17 protein-coding genes are annotated in these 25,404 nt (G+C 62.1%); 8 read left to right on the top strand and 9 right to left on the bottom strand.

Annotated elements, in window-relative coordinates:
• Positions 1-175: 175 nt before the first annotated feature.
• Positions 176-751, bottom strand: coding sequence for an ANTAR domain-containing response regulator (locus J3P76_RS16630; protein ID WP_420764740.1), 576 nt, complete (start codon positions 749-751; stop codon positions 176-178).
• 14 nt (positions 752-765) lie between these two features.
• A complete protein-coding gene (locus tag J3P76_RS16625) occupies positions 766-1,977 on the bottom strand; it encodes a CmpA/NrtA family ABC transporter substrate-binding protein (protein ID WP_434700994.1) in 1,212 nt (403 codons plus the stop codon).
• Between the two features lie 234 nt (positions 1,978-2,211).
• Between J3P76_RS16625 and J3P76_RS16620 the strand changes: the two genes are divergently transcribed.
• Complete coding sequence (locus J3P76_RS16620; protein WP_434610490.1) at positions 2,212-3,231, top strand: quinone-dependent dihydroorotate dehydrogenase; 1,020 nt, start codon at positions 2,212-2,214, stop codon at positions 3,229-3,231.
• 206 nt (positions 3,232-3,437) lie between these two features.
• Here J3P76_RS16620 and rmf read toward each other — a convergent pair whose 3' ends face one another.
• Positions 3,438-3,653 (bottom strand): ribosome modulation factor, encoded by a 216-nt coding sequence (rmf, locus tag J3P76_RS16615; protein ID WP_003223300.1) that lies wholly within the window; start codon positions 3,651-3,653, stop codon positions 3,438-3,440.
• Between the two features lie 532 nt (positions 3,654-4,185).
• On the opposite strand from rmf, the gene rlmKL reads away from it, so the two are divergent.
• Together rlmKL and J3P76_RS16605 are read left to right on the top strand one after the other, a co-directional pair.
• The gene (rlmKL, locus tag J3P76_RS16610; protein WP_434650472.1) at positions 4,186-6,456 is read left to right on the top strand and encodes a bifunctional 23S rRNA (guanine(2069)-N(7))-methyltransferase RlmK/23S rRNA (guanine(2445)-N(2))-methyltransferase RlmL; all 2,271 of its coding nucleotides are present in this window, start codon (positions 4,186-4,188) and stop codon (positions 6,454-6,456) included.
• A gap of 141 nt (positions 6,457-6,597) precedes the next feature.
• Positions 6,598-8,982: a sensor domain-containing diguanylate cyclase gene (locus J3P76_RS16605; protein ID WP_434700993.1), complete on the top strand. Its 2,385-nt coding sequence runs from the start codon at positions 6,598-6,600 to the stop codon at positions 8,980-8,982.
• Positions 8,983-9,112: 130 nt separating this feature from the next.
• Here J3P76_RS16605 and dacB read toward each other — a convergent pair whose 3' ends face one another.
• The gene (gene dacB / locus J3P76_RS16600; protein WP_434675100.1) at positions 9,113-10,579 is read right to left on the bottom strand and encodes a D-alanyl-D-alanine carboxypeptidase/D-alanyl-D-alanine endopeptidase; all 1,467 of its coding nucleotides are present in this window, start codon (positions 10,577-10,579) and stop codon (positions 9,113-9,115) included.
• Between the two features lie 233 nt (positions 10,580-10,812).
• On the opposite strand from dacB, the gene J3P76_RS16595 reads away from it, so the two are divergent.
• On the top strand, positions 10,813-11,157 hold the full coding sequence (locus tag J3P76_RS16595; protein ID WP_249875505.1) for a YggL family protein: 345 nt from the start codon (positions 10,813-10,815) through the stop codon (positions 11,155-11,157).
• A gap of 158 nt (positions 11,158-11,315) precedes the next feature.
• Here the strand turns inward: J3P76_RS16595 and J3P76_RS16590 are convergent, their stop codons facing one another.
• Entirely contained in the window at positions 11,316-12,506 is a 1,191-nt protein-coding gene (locus tag J3P76_RS16590; RefSeq protein ID WP_434563216.1) for a benzoate/H(+) symporter BenE family transporter, read from the bottom strand.
• Positions 12,507-12,748: 242 nt separating this feature from the next.
• On the opposite strand from J3P76_RS16590, the gene J3P76_RS16585 reads away from it, so the two are divergent.
• Entirely contained in the window at positions 12,749-13,513 is a 765-nt protein-coding gene (locus tag J3P76_RS16585) for a GntR family transcriptional regulator (protein ID WP_420764733.1), read from the top strand.
• 116 nt (positions 13,514-13,629) lie between these two features.
• On the opposite strand, the gene guaD is transcribed toward J3P76_RS16585, so the two are convergent.
• The 4 genes from guaD to xdhA all read right to left on the bottom strand — a co-directional run bounded on the left by guaD (position 13,630) and on the right by xdhA (position 19,750).
• Entirely contained in the window at positions 13,630-14,934 is a 1,305-nt protein-coding gene (gene guaD, locus J3P76_RS16580) for a guanine deaminase (protein WP_434700992.1), read from the bottom strand.
• 20 nt (positions 14,935-14,954) lie between these two features.
• Positions 14,955-15,791 (bottom strand): xanthine dehydrogenase accessory protein XdhC, encoded by an 837-nt coding sequence (xdhC, locus tag J3P76_RS16575; protein ID WP_434563220.1) that lies wholly within the window; start codon positions 15,789-15,791, stop codon positions 14,955-14,957.
• A 112-nt stretch (positions 15,792-15,903) separates the two neighbouring features.
• The gene (xdhB, locus tag J3P76_RS16570; protein ID WP_434700991.1) at positions 15,904-18,303 is read right to left on the bottom strand and encodes a xanthine dehydrogenase molybdopterin binding subunit; all 2,400 of its coding nucleotides are present in this window, start codon (positions 18,301-18,303) and stop codon (positions 15,904-15,906) included.
• On the bottom strand, positions 18,296-19,750 hold the full coding sequence (gene xdhA, locus J3P76_RS16565; RefSeq protein ID WP_434563224.1) for a xanthine dehydrogenase small subunit: 1,455 nt from the start codon (positions 19,748-19,750) through the stop codon (positions 18,296-18,298). Before xdhA ends, xdhB begins: the two co-directional genes overlap by 8 nt.
• 362 nt (positions 19,751-20,112) lie before the next feature.
• On the opposite strand from xdhA, the gene J3P76_RS16560 reads away from it, so the two are divergent.
• From J3P76_RS16560 to zipA, 3 genes are all read left to right on the top strand, one after another.
• Positions 20,113-20,772 carry a GntR family transcriptional regulator gene (locus J3P76_RS16560; RefSeq protein ID WP_420764728.1) on the top strand — a complete coding sequence of 220 codons (660 nt, stop codon included), beginning with the start codon at positions 20,113-20,115 and terminating at the stop codon, positions 20,770-20,772.
• 1 nt (position 20,773) lies between these two features.
• Entirely contained in the window at positions 20,774-24,262 is a 3,489-nt protein-coding gene (gene smc / locus J3P76_RS16555) for a chromosome segregation protein SMC (RefSeq protein ID WP_434610508.1), read from the top strand.
• Between the two features lie 258 nt (positions 24,263-24,520).
• A complete protein-coding gene (gene zipA / locus J3P76_RS16550; protein WP_434610511.1) occupies positions 24,521-25,366 on the top strand; it encodes a cell division protein ZipA in 846 nt (281 codons plus the stop codon).
• Positions 25,367-25,404 lie beyond the last annotated feature (38 nt).

Raw genomic sequence — 25,404 nt, 5'->3', positions numbered from 1 at the left:
TGGGGCAACCGCCGTTGGTTACCTGTGGGGTTGCTTAAGCGAGATCTGTGCCAACCCGAGGGAGGGGGATGGCTATCGCGAGCAGGCTCGCTCCCACATGGGGATTTGAGGCGTTCACCGATTCTGTGGGAGCGAGCCTGCTCGCGAATGGGGCAGGCCAGGCACTACAAGGCTTTCAGCCAAGCAATTCATTCATCGCAATGATCTGCTCCGCCACCTGGATCAGCTTCTGCTGGCGGCTCATGGCCTGGCGGCGCATCAGCGTGTAGGCCTGTTCCTCGTTGCACTCTTTCATCTTCATCAGCATGCCCTTGGCCAGTTCGATGCGCTTGCGTTCAGCCAGTTGCTGGTCGCGGGCCAGCAGTTGGGCGCGCAGGGCCTGGTCGCTTTCGAAGCGCGCCATGGCGACATCAAGGATCGGTTGCAGGCGCGCGGCGTGGATGCCTTCGACGATGTAGGCACTCACACCCGACTTGATGGCCTGACGCATCACATCCGGATCGTGCTCGTCGGTAAACATGACGATCGGTCGCGGCTGGTCGCGACTGACAAGCACTACTTGCTCCATCACATCGCGTCCGGGTGACTCGGTATCGATCAGGATCACGTCCGGACGCACCGTTTCGACGCGCGCTGGCAGGTCGATGGTCAGGCCGGATTCGTCGATCACTTCAAAGCCGGCCTCAATCAAGGCCGCTCTAAGGCGGCCGACTTTTTTCGCGGTGTCGTTGATCAGCAGGATACGCAGCATAATCGTGGCTCCTGTCAGCGGCTGGCGAGAAGGGGAGCCGCATCGCTCAAGGCGTGCAGTTTGAAGCTGCGGGCGTACCCGGCCGGGTCCGTGCCGTCCCAGGTGGTGCCGTCGATCAGTTGGCTGCTGCGCATGTCCTGGCCTGGGGGCGTCATGCCCAGTGTCGCAGCGGCTTCACGGTACAGCTCGAGTTGCTGGACCTGGCGCGCGACGGCCAGGTAGTCCGGGTCTTCGCGCAGCAGGCCCCAGCGGCGGAACTGTGTCATGAACCACATGCCGTCGGACAAGTATGGCAGGTTCACCTCGCCGCCTCCGTGGAAGCGCATGGCATGGGGATCCTGCCAGCTGTTGCCCAGGCCGTCGGCGTAGATGCCCAGCAGGCGCGGCTCGATGCATTCCAGCGGCGCATCGAGGTATTCGGGCGCGCTGAGCAATTGCGCGGTACTGCGACGGTTCTCGACGCTTTGCTCGATGAAACGGCTGGCTTCGAGGATCGCCATGACCAATGCCCGGGCGGTATTGGGGTATTGCTCGACGAAAGCGCGGGTGCAAGCGAGGACTTTCTCCGGGTGATCGGGCCAGATCGTCTGGGTGGTCGCCAGGGTAAAACCAAGGTTCTGCTTCACCGCGCTGGCGCACCAGGGTTCGCCCACGCAAAAGCCGTCGATACGACCAGCTTGCAGGTGCGCGACCATTTGCGGCGGCGGCACCACGACGCTGTCGACATCTGATAAAGGATGAATGCCCTGGGCCGCGAGCCAGTAGTAGAGCCACATGGCGTGGGTGCCGGTGGGGAACGTCTGGGCGAACGTCAGTTTCGGGCGAGTTTGGTGCACGTGCTGTTCCAGTGCCTCAGGACTGGTCACGCCTTGGGCCTGGAGGCCGTGGGACAGGTTGATGCTCTGGCCGTTCTGGTTCAGCCCCATCAGCACGGCCATGTCGGTGGGCGCGACGCCGCCGATGCCCAGGTGCACGGCATAGATCAGGCCGTACAGGCTGTGGGCTGCGTCGATTTCGCCACTGACCAGTTTGTCCCGCAGGTTGGCCCAGGACGCCTGGCGCTTGAGGTTCAAGGTCAGGCCGTAGGGTTGGGCGAAGCCTTGGGTGGCGGCCACCACCACCGGGGCGCAGTCGCTCAGGGCCATGAAGCCAAGATTGATCGCGCTTTTTTCCGGGGCATCGCTGCCATTGACCCAGGCCAGGGGCGTGGCTGGAACTTCATTCATCGATATCACCTTCCACATCAAAAAGCGCCGTGTCCGGGCCAAGGAAGGCCGGACGCCGACGCCGTTGTCCTTTGAAACAGTGCGGCACTCATTCCGTCGTTGGCATGGGGCGCTGATGACCAAAAAGGTGCAAGGCATATGCCAGCGCTGCGGTTTTGTGCGAGCGCCTCGCTTGCGACGCCGTTGCGCGGCTATAATCGCGGCCTCATTTCGTCGCCCGAGTCAAAGCCGCCCATGTACACCCTGGCCCGTGAACTGCTGTTCAAACTCTCCCCGGAAACCTCCCACGACCTGTCCCTGGACCTGATCGGCGCGGGCGGGCGCTTGGGCCTCAACGGTCTGCTGTGCAAGGCTGCGGCGAAACTGCCGGTGACGGTCATGGGCCTGGAATTTCCCAACCCGGTCGGATTGGCGGCGGGCCTGGACAAGAATGGCGCCGCCATCGACGGCTTTGCGCAACTGGGTTTCGGCTTCGTCGAGATCGGCACCGTGACGCCGCGGCCACAGCCGGGCAACCCGAAGCCACGATTGTTCCGTCTGCCTCAGGCCGAGGCGATCATCAATCGCATGGGCTTCAACAACCTGGGCGTCGATCATCTGCTGGCCCGTGTCGCGGCGGCCAAGTACAAGGGCGTGCTGGGCATCAACATCGGCAAGAATTTCGACACCCCGGTGGAGCGCGCCGTCGACGACTATCTGATCTGCCTGGACAAGGTCTACGCCCATGCCAGCTATGTCACCGTAAACGTCAGCTCCCCGAACACCCCAGGGCTGCGTAGCCTGCAATTTGGTGACTCCCTCAAGCAATTGCTCGCCGATCTGGCCCGGCGCCGCGCAGAGCTGGCGGTTATCCATGGCCGGCATGTTCCGTTGGCCATCAAGATCGCCCCGGACATGAGCGACGAGGAAACCGTCCAAGTGGCCCAGGCCCTGATCGAGACCGGCATGGACGCGGTGATTGCCACCAATACCACCCTGGGACGCGAAGGCGTCGAAGGGCTGGAACACGGTGACGAGGCGGGCGGTTTGTCTGGTGCGCCGGTGCGTGACAAGAGCACCCATACCGTGAAAATCCTGGCGGGTGAACTGGCGGGACGCTTGCCGATCATTGCGGCGGGCGGGATCACCGAAGGCCGGCATGCCGCCGAGAAAATCACCGCTGGGGCAAGCCTGGTGCAGGTTTATTCGGGTTTCATCTACAAGGGGCCGGCGCTGATTCGAGAGGCGGTGGATGCGATTGCGGCGTTGGGGTGATTCCTCAGGTTGGTGAGGTCCATTTGTGGCGAGGGGATAACTCCCCTCGCCACACCAGTGTTTTCAGCTCAAATCCGCGAATCCCGGGCATTAAAAAGGGCTCCAGAAGGAGCCCCTTGGGCCGTAGCCCGCCGTCCGGATGGGACGTGCGTGGTTAAATCGGTTTGGATGTCAAATTGTCGAGTTCTTGAGTAATAAGCCCTGTGTCAGCCGACGGCGTGAAGTTCGTTGAGTCTATGGATACCCGCAGTGCCGGTCATACCGTCCCAGTTGTCGCCGCGTCCTTCCCGCCAGCCATTGATCCAGGCTTGACGTACCGACGGTAGAGTAAAGGGGCAAAGCTCACGGGATTTACCACCAACGCCATATTGGTAACCGCGTAAAAATGCTCTTTCCAACGGATCACGCTTAAGTCTTCTCATAGGGTGTTGCCCTCACTTGTTGACTGTTGCTTAGCGTCGACCTCTATTGAGGCCGGGGCAGAATCATTCTGCCGTTGGCGGCTCGTTGCCGGCGTGACGAGCCGAGGTGTTGACGCCGTTGCGACGTCAACCTGTGGTGAGTTCTAACCAAAGCGTCACACGGATGGAATGATCGTTTTGTCATAAGCACGTAACATTAAAGATGCTAGTGCGATAAGTAACATGATGTTCAATACCCGCTTTTGAGCAAGACCCCTGTATGATCAGCCCTGCGCCGAAAGGCGGTCGCCATGGTCGGATGAGAATGTCCCCCTGTTGCACTCGGGTACTATTCGACGAAAGGGGTGACTTTTCACAATTTGTTGCACAGAATTTTTTTATCTGTACACGCATCTAAGCTCTTTGAACCTGAGCGGCGAGTACGGAACGGCACACGCTCGTGCCACGCGGGTGCTCTTGAGAAAAGCACCTGATTGAACCCGGCCCGGCAATGCGTTGCCCGGCCCACTTAGCCAAAGGCTCTGGAAATCCCATGTCCGACCGTTTCGAACTCTTCCTCACCTGTCCCAAGGGCCTCGAAGGCCTGCTCCTTGAGGAAGCCGTCGGGCTTGGCCTTGAAGAGGCGCGCGAGCACACCTCGGCCGTTCGCGGCAGCGCTGACATGGAGACAGCCTATCGGCTCTGCCTATGGTCGCGCCTGGCGAACCGCGTGTTGCTGGTGCTCAAGCGCTTCCCGATGAAGGACGCTGAAGACCTTTACCACGGCGTACTGGATGTCGATTGGCAAGACCACATGCTGCCCGATGGCACCCTGGCGGTGGAATTCAGCGGTCACGGCTCGGGCATCGACAACACCCATTTCGGCGCCTTGAAGGTCAAGGACGCTATCGTCGACAAATTGCGCACCCCTTCGGGCGACCGTCCTTCCATCGATAAGCTCAACCCGGACCTGCGCATCCACCTGCGCCTGGACCGTGGCGAAGCGATCCTTTCCCTGGATCTCTCGGGCCACAGCCTGCACCAGCGCGGCTATCGCTTGCAGCAAGGCGCCGCACCATTGAAGGAAAACCTCGCCGCCGCGATCCTGATCCGCGCCGGATGGCCGCGCATTGCCGCCGAAGGCGGGGCGCTGGCCGACCCGATGTGCGGCGTCGGCACGTTCCTGGTGGAAGCCGGCATGATCGCCGCCGACATGGCGCCCAACCTGCGTCGTCAGCAATGGGGCTTTACCGCCTGGCTCGGCCATGTGCCGGCGCTGTGGCGCAAGCTCCATGAGGAGGCCACCGAGCGCGCCGCCGCCGGACTGGCCAAGCCGCCGTTGTGGATTCGTGGCTACGAGGCCGACCCACGGCTGATCCAGCCGGGCCGCAACAACGTCGAACGCGCGGGCCTGAGCGAGTGGATCAAGATCTACCAGGGCGAAGTCGCCACTTTCGAACCACGCCCGGACCAGAACCAGAAGGGCCTGGTGATCTGCAACCCACCGTATGGCGAGCGTCTGGGCGACGAAGCCAGCCTGCTGTATCTCTACCAGAACCTCGGCGAACGCCTGCGCCAGGCCTGCCTCAACTGGGAAGCGGCGGTGTTCACCGGCGCGCCGGACCTGGGCAAGCGCATGGGCATTCGCAGCCACAAGCAGTATTCGTTCTGGAACGGCGCCTTGCCCTGCAAGCTGCTGTTGATCAAGGTGCTGCCGGATCAGTTCGTCACGGGCGAGCGTCGCACCCCGGAACAACGCCAGGCCGAGCGTGAACAATCCGCCTACGACCAGGCCCCGGATGTCCCCCAGGAGCGCCAGTACAACAAGAACGGCAACCCCATCAAGCCAGCCCCGGCACCCGCCCCGGTGATCGAGCAGGCGCGCCTGAGCGAAGGCGGGCAGATGTTTGCCAACCGGCTGCAAAAAAACCTGAAGTTGCTGAGCAAGTGGGCCAAGCGTGAGGGCGTGGAGTGCTATCGTGTCTACGATGCCGACATGCCCGAATACTCGATGGCCATCGACCTGTACCACGATTGGGTGCACGTCCAGGAATACGTCGCGCCCAAATCCATCGATCCGGAAAAGGCCTCGGCCCGGTTGTTCGATGCGCTGGCGGCGATTCCCCAGGCCTTGAATGTCGACAAGAGCCGCGTGGTCATCAAGCGCCGCGAGCGCCAGAGCGGCACCAAACAGTACGAGCGCCAGAGCGCCCAAGGCAAATTCACCGAGGTCAGCGAAGGCGGCGTGAAGCTGTTGGTCAACCTCACGGATTACCTGGACACGGGGTTGTTCCTCGACCACCGGCCGATGCGCCTGCGGATCCAGAAGGAGGCAGCCGGCAAGCGTTTCCTGAACCTGTTCTGCTACACCGCGACCGCCAGCGTCCACGCCGCCAAGGGCGGTGCGCGCAGCACCACCAGCGTGGATTTGTCGAAAACCTACCTGGACTGGGCGCGGCGCAACCTGTCCCTCAATGGCTTTTCGGACAAGAACCGCCTGGAGCAGGGCGACGTCATGGCCTGGCTTGAAGCCAGTCGCGAGGAGTACGACTTGATCTTCATCGACCCGCCGACCTTCTCCAACTCCAAGCGCATGGAAGGCGTGTTCGACGTGCAGCGCGACCACGTGCAACTGCTCGACCTGGCCATGGCGCGCCTGGCGCCGGGCGGCGTGCTGTATTTTTCCAACAACTTCCGCAAGTTCCAGCTCGAAGAAAACCTGGCCGAGCGTTATGCGGTGGAGGAAATCACCGCCAAGACCATCGACCCGGATTTCGCCCGCAACGGCAAAATCCACCGCGCCTGGAAAATCATGGCGCGCTGATCTCGAGGCATTGGATCCAGCGAAGCCTTGAAATACAAGGCTCCCGGGCATCATTGGGGCTGGCTAAAGTGATGGCAGATAGCTATAACTAGGCTGTGGCCGGGGCTGTACATATGCCTGGTCCCTTTCTGAGTTATGTGTATGGCATTACATCAGGTGCGTCCCAGAATCCTGGGCTTTATCAGTGAAGATGTTTCGGCATGGCTAGTGGCGTCCCTGGTCCTGATGACGGGCTTGCTGCTGACCGGTTTGCTGGCCTGGGGCACGCTGAACCTGTTCAACCAGCAATTGCGCCAGCGCTTCGAACTGCAAGCCGAAGAGCGTTATAGCCGCCTCCAGGAACGTTTCCAGGATCAGGAGCAACGCCTCGACAGCCTGAGACGTTTCTTCGCCAACTCCTCCGGGGTTTCCAACAGCGAGTTCCATGGCTACACCGAAGCCCTGCTGCGGCGCACCCGGGCCTTTGCCTGGGCGCCCCGGGTCTTTCGGGACGATCGGCAGCCGTTTGAACAACAGGCGCGGGCCGAGGTGTCTGGCACCTATGCCATTCGCGAACAGGATGAAGCCGGTATGTTGCACCCGGCCATAGAACGGGACGAATACGTACCGGTGCTGTACGTCCAGAGCCAACCGTCCTATGGCTCGCCGCTGGGCCTGGATCTTCTTTCGCAGCCGTTACGCCGTGTGACGCTGGAGCGGGCCCGCCAGCGTAACGCCCTGGTGGTTTCCCAACCGGTTAACCTGATAGGGGTCGACCCGGCCTTTTCCCGCGGGGTCGTGCTCGCAGCCCCCGTGAGTCGGCATCTGGCCGGTGAGCCGTTCGGATACGTGGTGGCCGCCGTCAGCATGCGCCAGCTGGTCGCCGATGACCTGCCTGCGCCGGGCCGCGACAATCTGTCGATGCGTGTGATCGACCTGTCCGATGGCGATCATGGGGAGGTGCTGTACGAGACGTCGGACCAGCCGGGCAAAAGCGATTTGGCAGCGACCCGGTTACTGCGCCTCGCGGACCGGGACTTCCGGGTCGAATTGCGTCCCAGCCGCCTGTTCCTGTCGAGCAACCATTCCAGCGTGACAAGCCTGACAGTGCTGGGCGCATTGCTCAGCCTGTTACTGAGCGCGTTGTTTTATACGCTGGTCAGCCAACGGCAGCGGGCCCTGGCACTGGTGGAGCAGCGCACCCGGGAATTGCGGGCCCGGGAGTCGGAACTGCGCGGCACCCACGGCCAACTGCGGGGCGTGCTCGATGCCGCGACCCAGGTTGCGATCATCGCCACCGACCTGCGCGGTGTCATCACTACGTTCAATGCCGGCGCCGAACAGATGCTCGGCTACCGCAGCTGTGACGTCCTGCAAAGCATGACCCTGGAGAGCCTCCACGTTCCCCGCGAGTTGCAACACCGGGCCGCACAACTGGCGGCCCGCTTTGGAAAACCGATCCCGACATGTCACGCGATGCTGCTTGAGGGCGGCGAACAAAGTGGACAACAGGCTCGTGAGTGGACCCTGGTGCGCCGCGACGGCAGTCACCTGACGGTCAACATGTTGGCTACGCCGGTGCTCGATGAGCAGGGATTATGGGTCGGGCACCTGGCGATCTGCATCGACGTCACCGAGCGCAAGCGCGTCCACGAAGCGCTGGCGGCGAGGGATCTGCTGTTGAAGAAACTCAGCGCCCATGTGCCTGGCGGCATCTATCAATTCAAGATGGATTTCAACGGCGGGTTCAGTGTGATCTACGCCAGCGATGGCATCCGCGACATTTATGAGTTGGAGCCTGATGTGCTGGTGCGGCACGCTGATGCGATTTTCTCGCGTATCCATCCATCCGACAGCGCACGGGTACGCGCGTCGATTCGCACCTCGGCCGATACCTTGAGCCCCTGGCGGGAGGAGTACCGGGTGCAACTGCCGCATCGCGGGCTGCGTTGGGTGCGTGGCGAGGCGACTCCCGAACAGTTGCCCGGCGGCGGCGTGTTATGGCACGGCTACATTTCCGACATCTCGGACCTCAAGCGCGTCGAGGAAGAGCTGCGGGCGCTGTCGGTCACCGACGCCTTGACCGGGATTCGCAACCGGCGCTATTTCCAGGAGCGCCTGACGGCGGAAATGACCCGGGTCGAACGTGGCTCCGGGGAGCTGACGGTGGTCATGCTCGATATCGATCATTTCAAGCGTATCAACGACCAGCACGGCCATGCGGTGGGGGACCGGGTGTTGCAGGCGGTCTGCCAGCGGATCACCCAGCGACTGCGCCGCACCGATGTGTTTTGCCGGCTGGGCGGGGAGGAGTTCGTGGTGCTATGCCCGGATACCGACAGCGAAAGCGCCTACACGCTGGCGTTGGGGTTGTGGGATGGTCTTCGCAGCGCGCCGATTGACGACGTGGGCATCATCACCGCCAGTTTTGGCGTGGCCAGTTGGCGCGCCGGCGAAGGCGCCGATGCGTTGCTGCTGCGGGCTGACGCTGGGGTTTACGCGGCCAAGCAGGCAGGACGGGATCGGGTCGAGGTGCAGTTGGCATAATGGCTTCACGCTAACCGCTGCGGGAGTGAGCTTGCTCGCGATAGCGGTGTCTCAACCAGCATTGATGTGTGCTGGTCAACCGAATCGCGACCGGGCTCGCTCCCACATTGGGTTGGTGTTGGGGCCTGGCTCAGAGCAGCGACGCTGCCTGGGGCAGTTTCGGCTGGCGATACAGGTCCAGCAGCACCTGGTCCAGCACGGAGGAAGCGCCCCATGGCTTCGGATCGTTGAGGATGGCCACCACCGCCCAGGTATTGCCATTGATGTCACGGCTGTAGCCGGCAATGGCGCGGACGGTGTTCAGCGTGCCGGTCTTGATGTGGGCTTCGCCCGCCATGGCAGTGGTCTTCAAGCGTTTGCGCATGGTGCCGTCGGTGCCGGCGATGGGCATCGAGCTGACGAATTCCGCCGCGTACGGGCTGCGCCATGCCGCTTGCAGCATCGCCGCCATTTCCCGGGCGCTGACCCGTTCCGCGCGGGACAGGCCCGAGCCGTTTTCCATCACCAGGTGCGGCGCCGTGATGCCTTTCTTGGCCAGCCATTGGCGTACCACTCGTTGCGCCGCCTTGGCGTCGTCACCGTCGGCCTCGTTGCGAAACTCCGCGCCCAGGCTCAGGAACAGTTGTTGGGCCATGGTGTTGTTACTGTATTTGTTGATGTCGCGGATGATCTCCGCCAGGTCCGGGGAGAACGCCCGGGCCAACAGTTTGGCGCTCTTCGGGGTCGCGGCCAGGCGGTCGTTGCCCTGGATGCTGCCGCCCAGTTCTTTCCAGATTGCCCGTACGGCGCCAGCGGTGTAGGTGGCATGATCGAGCAGCGACAGGTAGGTCTGGGAACTGCAACCCTCGCCGAGCTGGCCGCTGACGGTCACCGTCATGCTGCCGTCCGCCTGGGCCACCGGGTTGTAGCGCACGCCGCCGGTGCATTGCTTGGAGTTGGCGGCCTTGACCACGTTTTCGATGCGGATGTTGGCAATGGGAGGCTCCACCGACACCAGCACCCGGCCCCCGTCATTGCGGGCCACGAAGCGCAGGGCCTTCAGGTTGACCAGCAGCGAGTCGGGCTTGACCAGGAAGGGCTTGTTCACATCGTTGCCGTCGTCGTTGAACTCGGGCAATTGCGGCTGGATGAAAAAGCTGCGGTCGAGCACCAGGTCGCCGGTGACTTGTTGCACGCCGTTGGCTCGCAAATCGCGCATCAACAGCCAGAGCTTCTCCATGTTCAGCTTGGGGTCGCCGCCGCCCTTGAGGTACAGGTTACCGTTGAGGATCCCGCCGCTGAGGGTCCCGTCGGTGTAGAACTCGGTTTTCCACTGGTGGTTCGGCCCGAGCATTTCCAGGGCCGCGTAGGTCGTCACCAGCTTCATGGTGGACGCCGGGTTCACCGAGACGTCGGCGTTGTAAAGCGTCGGGGTGCCGGGGCCGTTGAGCGGCACCATCACCAGGGAGAGGGCGTTGTCTTGCAGCTTGCTGTTCTTGAGGGCCTTTTGCACATTGGGCGACAGGGCGGTGTTGATGGTGGCGGCGCTGGTGGAGACCGGAAAGGCCAGGGGAAGAAGAAGGCTGGCCAGAAGCAGTGGACGCAAAGATTTGATCATGTGAAGTAAAACCCTGCAGGCGAGGGGAGAAAAGACGAGGACATGAAAATGAACGTCCTCAACGGTCATGAAAGTTCGGCATTATGCCCCAAGGCGCAACGGCTTGTGCCGTGCCCAAGCCCGCCGAAGCGGTATTTTTTTACCGACGGTAGGCACAGATGCCCGATGAGTCGGGCAATCGACGCACCAAACTGGTAAAGTGCCGGCCGTTATTACTTATGAGGATTGTTTCAATGGCGACTAACCGTTCCCAGCGTCTGCGCAAAAAGCTGTGCGTGGATGAATTTCAAGAGCTGGGTTTCGAACTGAACCTGGATTTCAAAGAAGATCTGGCCGATGAGGCTATTGACGCTTTCCTCGACGCTTTCCTGAAAGAAGCCATGGAAGCCAACGGCCTGGGTTATGTCGGCGGTGACGACTACGGCCTGGTTTGCCTGCAGAAGCGTGGCTCGGTTACCGAAGAGCAGCGCGCTGCCGTCGAAGCCTGGCTCAAGGCCCGTCCTGAGCTGACCAGCGTTGAAGTCAGCCCGTTGCTGGACGTGTGGTATCCGGAAAAGCCGATCAATTCGAAGGCTTGATGTTAAAAAAACCGGCGACCTTCACAGGTGCCGGTTTTTTTGTGCCTGTCTGTTAAGTAATTGTCGTCCTTCAGGCCGCTTTCGCGAGCAGGCTCGCTCCCACGAGGTTATGTGAGCGACACAAGTCCCCTGGGGGAGCGAGCCTGCTCGCGATGCTTTTAAGCGTTGCGCCAGTTGAGGATAAGCAACGTCAACACCCCCGCCACAATTCCCCAGAACGCCGAGCCGATGGAAAACAGCGTCAGCCCCGACGCCGTGACCATGAAGGTGATCAGCGCCGCTTCCCGTTCCTTCGCTTCGCTCATGGCGATGCTCAGGCCGTTGATGATCGACCCGAACAGGGCCAGCGCCGCGATGGACAGCACCAGTTCCTTGGGCAGCGCCGCGAACAACGCCGCCAGTGTCGCGCCGAAAACCCCGGCAATTCCGTAGAAAACTCCACACCACACGGCCGCCGTGTAGCGCTTGTTGCGATCTTCGTGGGCGTGCGGCCCGGTGCAGATCGCTGCGCTGATCGCAGCGAGGTTGATGCCATGGGAGCCAAACGGCGCCAACAGCAGCGAGGCGATGCCGGTGCTGGTGATCAACGGCGAGGCCGGTACGTTGTAGCCATCGGCGCGCAGCACCGCGATGCCGGGCATGTTCTGCGAGGTCATTGCCACCACGAACAATGGGATGCCGATGCTGATGGTGGCGGCCAGGGAAAAGTGCGGCGTGGTCCAGACCGGCGTCGCGACTTCCAAGGCAAAACCGCTGAAATCCAGGAGCCCCAGCACGCCCGACAGCGCCGTGCCGACCAGCAGTGCCGCCAGCACCGCATAACGTGGCGACAGGCGCTTGACGATCAGGTAGGTGAAAAACATCCCCAGCACCAGACCGGTGCGGTGCTGGGCCGCGACGAAAATCTCGCTGCCGATCTTGAACAAAATGCCTGCCAGCAACGCCGCCGCCAGGGAGGCAGGAATACGCTTGACCAGGCGCTCGAAGCTGCCGGTCAGGCCGCAGATCGTGACCAGTACCGCGCAGGTGATGTACGCGCCGATGGCCTCGCCATAACTTACGCCGCCGAGGCTGGTAATCAGCAGCGCCGCGCCGGGTGTCGACCAGGCGATGGTGATGGGCGTGCGGTAGCGCAGCGACAAACCGATGGAGCACACCGCCATGCCGATGGAGATGGCCCAGATCCACGAGGAAATCTGCCCGGTGGTCAGGCCCGCCGCTTGTCCGGCCTGGAACATCAGCACCAGGGAACTGGTGTAACCGGTCATCATGGCGATGAAACCGGCAACGATGGCCGAGGGCGATGTATCGGCCAATGGACGAAGTGGCGCGGTCGTGACTTCGGTCATGGTGGGCGGCGGTCCTTGTTGTAGATTGACTGGGCGAGTGGCGCCACAGGTTCGGGTTTAAAGCCTAAACTCAACGCACCGACCGGTCGCGATACAGCCGTGTCCGCAAACAGCCGTACAGTCGTGTTGCCATCAGAGGTTGTGTACAATCGCCGTGTTTTTTACGCGATACTTGCCAGCGACCCGCTGTGCCGTATTACAGTCACGGTTAAATCGCCGCAGTTCTCCCGACTCGAGTGCCCATGAACGAACAGTTGCAGCCCCTCAAGAAACAACCGCGAGCTGGCAAAGCCGGCCGCAGCGGAACCCAGGACGATATTGTCTATGCGCACATTTTCGAGGCCATCCTCGAACAGCGCCTGGCGCCCGGTACGAAATTGAGCGAAGAGGCGCTGGGGGAGATTTTCGGGGTCAGCCGCACGATCATTCGCCGCGCGCTGTCGCGCCTGGCCCATGAAGGCGTGGTGTTGCTGAGGCCCAATCGTGGCGCGGTGGTTGCCAGCCCAAGTGTCGAAGAGGCCCGCCAGGTGTTCTTCGCCCGGCGCATGGTGGAGAAGGCGATCACGGAGCTGGCGGTCCAGCACGCCACGGCCGAGCAGCTTGCCGAGCTGCGGCAGATGGTCAGCGACGAGCGCGACAGTTTTTCCCGTGGCGACCGTGGCGCCGGCATCCGGCTGTCGGGCGAGTTCCACCTGAAACTGGCCGAGGCGGCAAAAAACGCACCGCTGATCAGTTTCCAGCGCAGCCTGGTGTCGCAGACTTCGTTGATCATTGCCCAGTACGAAAGCGGCAACCGCTCGCACTGTTCCTATGACGAACACACCCAATTGATCGACGCCATCGAGGCCCGTGACGCGGCCTTGGCGGTGAACCTGATGATGCATCACATGGACCACATCGACAGCAAGCTCAACCTCGACGAAGAAAGCGCGTCGGATGACTTGCACGCGGTGTTCTCGCACCTGTTGCAGAGCAAGAAGCCGGGGCGTTCGCCTGCCAAGCTCTGAGGGTTGAACCAGTCATACCGCCAATCGCGAGCAAGCTCGCTCCCACAGGGTTATGTGTACACCACAAATCCACTGTGGGAGCTTGCTCGCGATAGCGTCCTGGCAGGCAATACAACCTACCGCTGGTGCACCAACCGACCCGCCGCATAAGTCTGCGCCACCGCCCGATCATCCCCCAGCGTCATCAGCACGAACAACCGCTCGGCAATGTCCTTGGCCTGCTTCAGGCGATAGCTCAGCAATGGCGTGGCGTTGTAGTCCAGCACCAGGAAATCCGCGTCCGTTCCCGGTTGCAACGTCCCGATCTTGTCGTCCAGGCGCAAGGCCCGGGCCCCGCCGAGGGTGGCCAGGTACAGCGATTTGAACGGGCTCAGCCGCACCCCTTGCAGTTGCATGACCTTGTAGGCTTCGTTCAGGGTTTGCAGCAGCGAAAAACTGGTGCCGCCGCCCACGTCCGTGCCCAGGCCCACGTTCACTTTGTGCTTCTCCGTCATCGGCAAGTTGAACAGGCCACTGCCGAGGAAGAAGTTCGACGTCGGGCAAAAGGCGATGGCCGATCCGGTCTCGGCCAGGCGCGCGCATTCGTCGTCACACAGGTGCACGCCATGGGCGAACACCGAACGTTCGCCGAGCAACTGGTAGTGGTCGTAGACGTCCAGGTATCCCTTGCGCTCCGGGAACAATTCCTTGACCCATTGCACTTCCTGCAGGTTCTCACTGATGTGGGTCTGCATGTACAGGTCCGGGTATTCACTGAGCAACTGGCCGGCCAGGGTCAGTTGCTCCGGGGTGCTGGTCGGCGCGAAGCGCGGCGTCACGGCGTAGTGCAGGCGACCCTTGCCATGCCAACGCTCGATCAGTGCCTTGCTTTGGGTGTAGCTGGATTCGGCAGTGTCGACCAGATAGTCCGGGGCGTTGCGGTCCATCATCACCTTGCCGGCAATCATGCGCAGGTCGAGCTTCTCGGCCACCTCGAAAAATGCATTTACCGATTGGGGATGCACGCTGCCAAACACCAGGGCCGTGGTAGTGCCGTTGCGCAGCAGTTCCTTGACGAAAATATCCGCCACTGCCTCGGCGTGGGCCGGGTCGGCGAATTGGCTTTCGCAGGGGAAGGTGTAGGTGTTGAGCCAGTCCAGCAGTTGCTCGCCATAGGCGCCGACCATACCGGTCTGAGGCAGGTGGATATGGGTATCGATGAGGCCTGGAGTGATCAGCGCATCCGGGTAATGGGCGATTTCGATATCCGCCGCCAGGGTCGGCAGCAGCTCATGGGCGTGGCCGATGGCGCTGATCTGGCCATTTTCCACCACCAGCAGGCCATCCTCGAAATATTCATAGGACGCCTCGATGCCAACTTCGACCGGGTCGGCGAGGCTGTGGAGCAGGGCGGCGCGGTAGGCTTTGCGTGTCAGGGGCATGGTCTGTCTCGATAAAAAGATTAACGCTGGCTGCGGCGCGAAACCGGCAGCAACTTGGCAATGGGTTCGGCGCGCGAGGTGTGCTGGCCGAAATCCGCGTTATAGGTGGCGATGATTTCGCCGGCGATGGAGATGGCGATTTCCACAGGCAATTTGCCTTTGACTTCGCCAATGCCCATCGGGCAACGCATACGTTGCAGGGTGCCGCTGTCGAAGCCGCGATCCCGCAAGCGGTGTTCGAACTTGACCCGTTTGGTCTTCGAGCCGATCAGGCCGAAATAGGCGAAGTCGTTGCGCTTGAGAATCGCGGCGCTCAGTTCCAGGTCGAGCTGATGGTTGTGGGTCATGACGATGCAGTAGCTGCCGGCGGGCAAGTCGTCGACTTCATCCAATGGCTCTTCAGTGACGATCTTGCGCACACCATGGGGTAACTGTTCAGGAAACTCCGCCTCCCGCGAGTCGATCCAGCGGACCCGGCAGGGCAGGCTTGCCAGCAACGGCACCAAGGCCCGGCCGACATGGCCGGCGCCGAACACGGCGATCTGCGCCTGGACCTGCCCCATGGGTTCGAACAGCAACACGGTGACGCCGCCGCAGCACTGGCCAAGGCTGGCGCCGAGGCTGAAACGCTCCAGATGCGTGTTCTGCTGGCCGCTGGCGAGCATCTGCCGAGCGATTTCCATGGCCTTGTATTCCAGGTGACCGCCACCGATGGTGTCGAACGTCTGGCTGGCGCTGATGACCATCTTCGAACCGGCGTTGCGCGGCGTGGAGCCAAGCTCTTCGATGATCGTCACCAGCACGCAGGGTTCTCCGCGGGTTTGCAGGTCGGCGAGGGCGCTGATCCAGTTGTACATGTTCACCTCGACATCTCTGTTGTCTGTTCGGCCGTTTTCGCGAGCAGGCTCGCTCCCACATTTGGAACGCGGTCCCTGTGGGGGAGCCTGCTCGCGAAGGCCGCGCCGCGGTTTAAAGTGAAGCCAACTCGACCTCGGCTTGCGCAGGCTTCACAGCCTTCAACTGCCGCATCTGCTCACACCCCCACAACACCCGCTCCGGCGTCGCCGGCGCGTCGATCTTCGGTTGATGCCGGTAATCCCCCAGGCTCGCCACGGCGTCCTTGATGGCGCACCAAGCGGCGATGCCGAGCATGAACGGCGGCTCGCCCACGGCCTTGGAGTGGAACACCGTGTCTTCGGGGTTCTTGCGGTTTTCCACCAGCTTGACCCGCAAATCCAATGGCATGTCAGCCACGGCGGGGATCTTGTAGCTGGCCGGGCCATTGGTCATCAGCTTGCCCTTGTCGTTCCACACCAGTTCTTCCATGGTCAGCCAGCCCATGCCCTGGATGAATCCGCCCTCGACCTGGCCGATGTCGATGGCCGGGTTCAGCGAGGCGCCGACGTCGTGAAGGATGTCGGTGCGCAGCATCTTGTACTCGCCGGTGAGGGTATCGACGATCACCTCGGCGCACGCCGCGCCGTAGGCGTAGTAGTAGAACGGCCTGCCACGGGCCTGGCTGCGGTCGTAGTAGATTTTGGGGGTCTTGTAGAAACCGGTGCTCGACAGCGAGACCTGCGCGAAATACGCCTGTTGAACCAGTGCCTCGAAGGTCAGGATGTGATCGCGCACCCGCACGTGGCCGTTGTGGAATTCCACGTCTTCCTCGCTGACCTTGTATTGCCGCGCGGCGAACTCCACCAGGCGCCGCTTGATGGTTTCGGCGGCATTCTGCGCCGCCTTGCCGTTCAGGTCGGCGCCACTGGACGCGGCGGTGGGCGAGGTGTTCGGCACCTTGTCGGTGTTGGTCGCGGTGATCTGCACGCGGTCCATTTCCACCTGGAATACCTCGGCCACCACTTGGGCGACCTTGGTGTTCAAGCCTTGGCCCATCTCTGTGCCGCCGTGATTGAGGTGGATGCTGCCGTCGGTGTAGACGTGAATCAACGCGCCGGCCTGGTTGAGGAAGCTGGCGGAGAACGAAATGCCGAACTTCACCGGCGTTAGCGCCAGGCCCTTTTTCAGGATCGGGCTGCCTGCGTTGTAGCGGCGGATCGCTTCGCGGCGCTCGGCGTATTGGCTGCTTTGTTCAAGCTCGGCGGTCATCTCTTCGAGCATGTTGTGCTCGACGGTCTGGTAGTAATGCGTGACGTTGCGCTCGGTCTTGCCGTAGTAGTTGGCCTTGCGCACCGCCAGGGGGTCGAGCCCCAGGTGACGGGCGATAGCGTCCATCACCTCTTCGATGGCGACCATGCCTTGGGGGCCGCCGAAACCACGGTAAGCGGTGTTCGAGGCGGTGTTGGTCTTGCAGCGGTGGCCGTTGATCGTTGCATCGCCCAGGTAGTAGGCGTTGTCGGCATGGAACATCGCTCGGTCGACGATCGAGGCGGACAGGTCCGGCGAGCAGCCGCAATTGCCAGCCAGTTCCAAGGCAATGCCGTGCAGACGACCGGTGCTGTCGAAGCCGACGTCGTATTCGATGTAGAAGGGATGGCGCTTGCCGGTCATCAGCATGTCTTCGACCCGGGGCAGGCGCATCTTGGTCGGCTGGCCGGTGAGGTGCGCGATGACGGCGCACAGGCACGCCGGGCTGGCGGCCTGGGTTTCCTTGCCGCCGAACCCACCGCCCATGCGACGCATGTCCACCACCACTTTGTTCATCGACACGCCGAGCACTTCGGCCACCAGCTTTTGCACTTCGGTGGGGTTCTGGGTCGAGCAGTAGACGATCATGCCGCCGTCTTCGGTGGGCATCACCGAGGAAATCTGGGTTTCCAGGTAGAAATGTTCCTGGCCGCCGATGTGCAGTGAACCCTGGATGCGATGTTCGGCGCTTGCCAGCGCCGTGGCTGAATCGCCGCGCTGGTGGGTATGGCTGTCGAGCACGAAATGCCGCTTGCGCAGCGCCTCGACCACATCCAGCACCGGTTCCAGGTCCTCGTATTCGACTATGGCCGCCATGGCTGCCTTGCGCGCCGTTTCGAGATCCCTGGCGGCAACGGCCAGAACGGGTTGACCAACGAACTGCACATCGTCGATCGCCAGCAGCGGGTCACCGGGCAGCAACGGGCCGATGTCCTTCAGGCCCGGGATGTCCTGGTGGGTAATGGCGATGCGCACGCCTTCGAAGGCGTAGCAAGGCGCGGTGTCGATGCGCAGGATCCGCGCGTGGGCGCGGTCCGAGAGCCGTGCATAGACGTGCAATTGGTTCGGGAATTCCAGGCGGTCGTCGATGTACTGTGCCTCGCCTGAAACGTGCTTCGCGGCGCTGTCATGCTTGACGCTGCGGCCCACGCCGGTGGTGAGGTCGCGGGCGAACAGTTGCGCCAGTTCGGCTTGGGTCTTTTCTACGGCGTGATGATTAGACATAAGCGGTCACCCGAGTCTCGATGTGGGGCGTTTGCAGTTCGATGAAATATTTGCGCAGCAGGTTGCGGGCACTGAGCAGGCGGTATTCCTTGCTGGCGCGGAAGTCCGACAGAGGCGTGAAATCCTCCGCCAGGGCCGCGCAGGCGCGTTCGAGGGTGCTGTCGGTCCAGGGCGCGCCGATCAGGGCGGCCTCACAGTGCTTGGCGCGCTTGGGGGTCGCGGCCATGCCACCGAAGGCCACACGGGCCTCGCGGACCATGCCGTTGTCGATGCGCAGGTTGAACGCCGCGCACACGGCGGAAATGTCGTCGTCCAGGCGCTTGGAGACTTTGTAGGCGCGAAACGCTTGCTCGGCGCTGGCCCGGGGCACGATGATCTTTTCGATGAATTCGCTTTCCTGGCGGGCGGTGACCCGGTAATCGATGAAATAATCTTCCAGGGCCAGGGTGCGGCGAGTCTGGCCTTTGCACAGCACAATCTGCGCGCCGAGGGCGATCAGTAGGGGCGGCGAGTCGCCAATGGGCGAGGCGTTGCCGATGTTCCCGCCCAGGGTGCCCTGGTTGCGGATCTGCAACGAGGCGAAGCGCTGCAGCAGTTCGCCGAAGTCCGGATATTCGGCTTGCAGGGCCTCGTAACAATCGGAAAGCGCGGTGGCCGCGCCGATTTCCAGGCGATCATCGAAACGCTCGACGCGCTTGAGTTCGGCGACGTTGCCCACGTAGATCATCACCGGCAGGGTGCGGTGGAACTGGGTGACTTCCAGCGCCAGGTCAGTGCCGCCGGCCAGCAGCCGTGCTTGTGGGTAGGCGTCGTAGAGGTCGGCCAGGTCAGCCACGGTCAGCGGCACCAGGCAGCGTTTGTCGCCGCAGTTGAGTTCACCGGTCTCGGTCGGTGCGATGGCTTTGAGGCGGGCAATGGTCTGGGCCTCACGGGCGTCGAACTGGTCGGGCTGCTTGGCGCAACAGGCCTGGTCGGCGGCGGCCAGGATCGGCCGGTAACCGGTGCAGCGGCACAAGTTACCGGCCAACGCTTCGTGGGCCTTATGGGCGTCGGGCTGCTCGCTGTTCTTTTGCAGGGCGAACAACGACATGACGAAGCCCGGGGTACAGAAACCACATTGCGAACCGTGGCAATCGACCATCGCCTGCTGGACGCTGTGCAGCTGGCCATCGTGCTTGAGGTCTTCGACGCTGATCAATTGCTTGCCGTGCAGCGACGAGACGAAGGTCAGGCACGAATTGAGGCTGCGGTAGCGAATACGCTCGCCACCTTCTGCGTCCGTCTCCAATTCGCCCACCACCACGGTGCATGCGCCGCAGTCGCCGCTGGCGCAGCCTTCCTTGGTGCCGGGTTTACCAACGTGTTCGCGCAGGTAATTGAGCACGGTCAGGTTCGGGTCCAGGGCATGCTCGCTACGGAGTTCCTGGTTGAGTAAAAACTGGATCACGGAAGGCCTCGCAGATTCATTATTGTTGTATCGACGTGAGCTGAATTTAGCAGTTCTGACTTTTCGGTCAATTGTTTTCTGACTTAAAGGTCAAGAAAAGCGGTTTGGTCGATAAACAACTTGCTACCTGAGTATTGACCCTGTGGGAGCGAGCCTGCTCGCGAAAGCGATATATCGGTCAATAAATGCATAGCTGCCCCGGCACCTTCGCGAGCAGGCTCGCTCCCACAGGGATCTGTTCCAGAAAGACGCCAAAAATTTTGCTTATATCGTGCCAAAACCCGGTGGAGGCCCTGCGCCATGACGTATTGAGTGCGCTACACTGCGCCGCTTGTGCAGATCGAAGAGTTTGAAGGACAACCATGACGTTCAAGGCCCCGGACAGCCTCGCCGAGCAAATCGCCCATCATCTCGCCGAGCGCATCATTCGCGGCGAAATGAAGCCGGGAGAGCGCATCCAGGAGCAGAAGGTTACGCTGGCGCTCAATGTCAGCCGCGGTTCGGTCCGCGAGGCCTTGCTGATCCTGGAGCGGCGTCACCTGATCGCCATCTTGCCGCGCCGTGGCGCCCACGTCACCGAGCTCACCGAACACAAGGTGCGCAGCCTTTGCGCATTGATGAGCGAGCTCTATATCCTGCTGGGCAATGCAGTGGCGCATGGTTGGAAAGAGCAGGCCGACATGGCGCCGTTCGTGGCGATCCAGCAGCGCCTCAAGGAAGCCTACGAGCGCCAGGACATCCGTACGTTCGTCGACGATAGCTTCAGCGTGATGCGAGCAGCCTATCCCTTTGCCAACAACCCTTATCTGCAGGAAACCGTTGAAAACCTGCAACCGGCCATGAGCCGCGCCTATTTCCTGGCTCTTGAGCAGCGCAAGGCGGAAATGAGCGAATTCCTCGACCTGTTCCAGCGCCTGCTCGCGGCCGTGCTGGCCCGTGATCTGCCGCAGATCCGCACTGTGCTGACGGCTTACGCCCAGCGCAGTTGCGATCTGGTGGTTTCGGCCCTGACGGCGGCCTGACGTGCGACTCAAGTGCATCAAGCTGGCGGGGTTCAAATCCTTCGTCGACCCGACGACGGTGAACTTCCCCAGCAACATGGCGGCGGTGGTCGGGCCCAATGGTTGCGGCAAGTCGAACATCATCGACGCCGTGCGCTGGGTGATGGGCGAAAGCTCGGCCAAGAACCTGCGCGGCGAGTCGATGACCGACGTCATCTTCAACGGCTCCACCAGCCGCAAGCCAGTGAGCCAGGCCAGCATCGAACTGGTGTTCGATAATTCCGATGGCACCCTCATCGGCGAATACGCGGCCTACGCGGAAATCTCCATCCGCCGCAAAGTGACCCGTGACAGCCAGAACAGCTATTTCCTCAACGGCGCCAAATGCCGTCGCCGGGACATCACCGACATCTTCCTTGGCACCGGCCTGGGACCGCGCAGCTATTCGATCATCGAGCAGGGCATGATCTCCAAGCTGATCGAGGCCAAGCCCGAAGACCTGCGCAACTTCATCGAAGAAGCCGCCGGCATCTCCAAATACAAGGAACGGCGTCGCGAGACCGAGAACCGCATCCGCCGTACCCACGAAAACCTCGCGCGTCTGACTGACCTGCGTGAAGAACTCGAGCGCCAGCTCGAACGCCTGCATCGCCAGGCCGAGGCGGCAAAGAAATACCAGGAATACAAAGCCGAAGAGCGCCAGCTCAAGGCCCAACTGTCGGCCCTGCGCTGGCAGGCGTTGAACGAACAGGTGGGCCAGCGCGAGGCGATCATCGGCAACCAGGAAGTCAGCTTCGAAGCGTTGGTCGCCGAGCAGCGCAACGCCGATGCCGCCATCGAGCGCCTGCGCGACGGGCACCATGAACTTTCCGAGCGCTTCAACCTGGTGCAAGGGCGCTTCTATTCCGTGGGAGGCGACATTGCCAGGGTCGAGCAAAGCATCCAGCACGGCCAGCAGCGCCTGCGCCAGTTGCAGGAAGATTTGAAGGAGGCTGAGCGCGCACGCCTGGAAACCGAATCCCACCTGGGCCACGATCGCACCTTGTTGCTGACCCTCGGCGAGGAGCTGGAGCGGCTCACGCCGGAGCAGGAACTCACCAGCGCCGCCGCCGAAGAGGCAGCCGCAGCCCTGGAAGAAGCCGAGTTGACCATGCATGGTTGGCAAGAGCAGTGGGACAGTTTCAACCTGACCTCGGCCGAGCCGCGGCGCCAGGCAGAAGTCCAGCAGTCGCGCATCCAGCAGTTGGAAACCAGCATGGAGCGCCTGGCCGAACGTCAGCGTCGCCTGTCTGAAGAGCGCGCCTTGCTCGCCGCGGATCCGGAAGACGCCGCGATTCTGGAGCTGAGCGAGCAACTGGCGACCAGCGAAGCCACCCTCGAAGACCTGCAGGCCAGCGAAGATGCCCAGGTCGAACGCCTTGAACAACTGCGCCAAGCCTTGCAGCTGGCCTTGCAGAACCAGCAACAGGCCCAGGGCGAATTGCAGCGACTCAACGGTCGGCTGGCCTCGCTGGAGGCCTTGCAGCAAGCCGCGTTGGACCCAGGCACCGGCACCGCCGAATGGCTGCGCGACCAGCACCTGGCCGAGCGCCCGCGCCTGGCCGAAGGTTTGAAGGTCGATGCCGGCTGGGAACTGGCGGTGGAAACCGTGCTGGGCGCCGATCTGCAAGCAGTGCTGGTGGATGATTTCGCTGGGTTCGATCTTTCCGGTTTCAGCCAGGGCGATCTGCGCCTGCTCAGCCCGGCCGGCGACGGCGTGCGGGTGCCAGGGAGTCTGTTGGACAAGGTCGAAGCCCAGGTCGACCTGTCGCCTTGGCTGGGGCAGGTCAAGCCGGTGGACAGCCTCGAGCACGCCTTGGCCTTGCGTGGGCAATTGGCAGCCGGCGAAAGCCTGATCAGCCGCGACGGGTATTGGGTCGGGCGGCATTTCCTGCGGGTTCGCCGGGCCTCTGAAGCCGAGAGCGGCATGCTCGCCCGAGGCCAGGAAATCCAGCGCCTGGCCGCCGAGCGCGAAGAGCGCGAGGCCAGCGTCGAAGCCCTGGAAACCGAACTACAGAACCTGCGGGCGCAACAGCGCCAACAGGAAAACGGCCGCGAACACCTGCGTCGGCTGTTGCAAGATGAAGCGCGCCAGCAGGGCGAACTCAAGGCGCAGCTGTCTGCCGGCAAGGCCAAGGTCGAACAATTGGCCCTGCGTCGTACCCGTCTTGACGAAGAAATCGCCGAGTTGGGCGAGCAGCGGGCGTTGGAACACGAACAGATCGGCGAGGCGCGCCTGCAATTGCAAGAAGCCCTTGATGCGATGGCGGTGGATACCGAACAGCGTGAATTGCTGCTGGCCCAGCGCGACAGCCTGCGTGAACGCCTGGACCGCGTGCGCCAGGAAGCGCGCCAGCACAAAGACCATGCCCATCAGTTGGCGGTACGCCTGGGCTCGCTCAGGGCCCAGCACGATTCCACACGCCAGGCCCTGGAACGTCTGGAAATGCAGTCCGAGCGCCTGACCGAAAAGCGTGAGCAGTTGAGCCTCAACCTGGAAGAGGGCGAGGCGCCACTGGAAGAACTGCGCCTCAAGCTCGAAGAGTTGCTCGACAAACGCATGAGCGTCGACGAAGAACTCAAGACTGCACAGATTGCCCTGGAGGATGCCGACCGCGAACTGCGCGACGCTGAGAAGCGCCGCAGCCAGGCCGAGCAGCAATCGCAGCTGATCCGTGGCCAGATGGAGCAGCAGCGCATGGAGTGGCAGGCCTTGACGGTGCGGCGCAAAGCCTTGCAGGACCAATTGCTGGAAGACGGCTACGACCTCGACGGCGTGCTCGCCACCCTGGTGGCCGGGGCGAACGAAAAGGACGCCGAGGAAGAACTTGAACGCATCGCCCAGCGCATCCAGCGCCTGGGGGCAATCAACCTGGCGGCCATCGACGAGTACCAGCAGCAGTCAGAGCGCAAGCGTTACCTGGACGCTCAGAACGACGATCTGGCGGAGGCGCTGGAGACCCTGGAAAACGTCATCCGCAAAATCGACAAGGAAACCCGCAACCGCTTCAAGGATACCTTTGATCAGATCAACGGCGGTTTGCAGGCGCTTTTCCCAAAAGTTTTCGGTGGCGGTAGCGCCTACTTGGAACTGACGGGCGAAGATCTACTCGATACAGGGGTGACAATCATGGCGCGTCCTCCCGGCAAGAAGAACAGCACCATCCATTTGCTCTCCGGCGGCGAAAAAGCGCTGACGGCGCTGGCTCTGGTCTTTGCCATTTTCAAACTGAACCCGGCGCCGTTCTGCATGCTCGATGAGGTCGACGCACCACTGGACGACGCCAACGTCGGCCGTTACGCACGGCTGGTGAAGGAAATGTCCGAAACGGTGCAGTTCATCTACATCACCCACAACAAGATCGCCATGGAAATGGCCGACCAGTTGATGGGCGTGACCATGCATGAGCCGGGGTGTTCGCGGCTGGTGGCGGTGGATGTGGAGGAGGCCATGGCCATGGTGGACGCCTGAACAAAGGCTCGCAGGGCTTCTGTTTTGAACGCTGTAGGTGTTTTTTACCCTTGGGGCTGATGTTCAATTCACAGATTGGGCACAAGCCTATGCGACAGACGGTGTAAAGTTATCTTTGGTCGTGCTAGTTTAATGTCAATTTTTCGTATGCGTGGGCAAAACGCCATTCAGAACATAGAGTTGGCGCCACGTTTTAAAGCGGTTTGCAAATAGCTAAGCCCCTTATTTTTCAGCATTTTTATAGAGGCACGGGATTAAATGGAAATCGGTCTGCGCGAGTGGCTGATCGTCATCGGCATCATTGTCATTGCCGGTATTCTTTTCGACGGCTGGCGTCGCATGCGCGGCGGCAAGGGCAAACTCAAGTTTCGCCTGGATCGCAGCCTGTCGAACCTCCCCGATGAGGATGACAGCGCCGAGCTGTTGGGCCCGCCCCGGGTGCTGGACACCCACAAGGAGCCGCAGCTGGACGAACACGATTTGCCGTCCATGAGCGCGCCTGCCCGTGAGCCACGGGAGTCGGGTTCCAAGCGCGGCAAGCGCAACAGCGAACCGTCCCAGGGTGATTTGAACCTGAACCTCGACCTCGATGGCGGGCCGAGCTTCAACAGCCGTGACGGTGATTTCCCGGACGAGAGCAAGTCATCCAGCGGCGACAGGGAACAGGCCCAGGCCGAAGAAGTGCTGGTGATCAGCGTGATCTGCCGCGACCCGGCCGGCTTCAAGGGCCCTGCGCTGTTGCAGAACATCCTGGAAAGCGGCCTGCGTTTTGGCGAGATGGACATCTTCCATCGCCACGAAAGCATGGCAGGCAATGGCGAGGTGTTGTTCTCCATGGCCAACGCCGTCAAGCCTGGCGTGTTCGACCTGGACGACATCGATCATTTCAGCACGCCGGCGGTGAGCTTCTTTCTGGGCCTGCCAGGCCCGCGTCATCCCAAGCAGGCTTTCGACGTGATGGTGGCCGCTGCGCGCAAGCTGGCCCAGGAGCTCAACGGCGAATTGAAGGACGACCAACGCAGCGTGCTGACGGCTCAGACCATCGAGCACTACCGCCAGCGCATTGTCGAATTCGAACGCCGTGCGCTGACCCAGAAGCGTTGAGCGATGAGATCGGCTCCCCTTGGTTGGAGAGCCTCTTG

Origin of the sequence: Pseudomonas sp. D1-36 (genome assembly GCF_051132205.1) — a bacterium.
In the GTDB taxonomy this organism is placed as follows: Bacteria; Pseudomonadota; Gammaproteobacteria; order Pseudomonadales; family Pseudomonadaceae; genus Aquipseudomonas.
The sequence above is the reverse complement of the archived record's forward strand: the minus strand, read 5'-3'. Positions and strand labels throughout refer to the sequence as shown.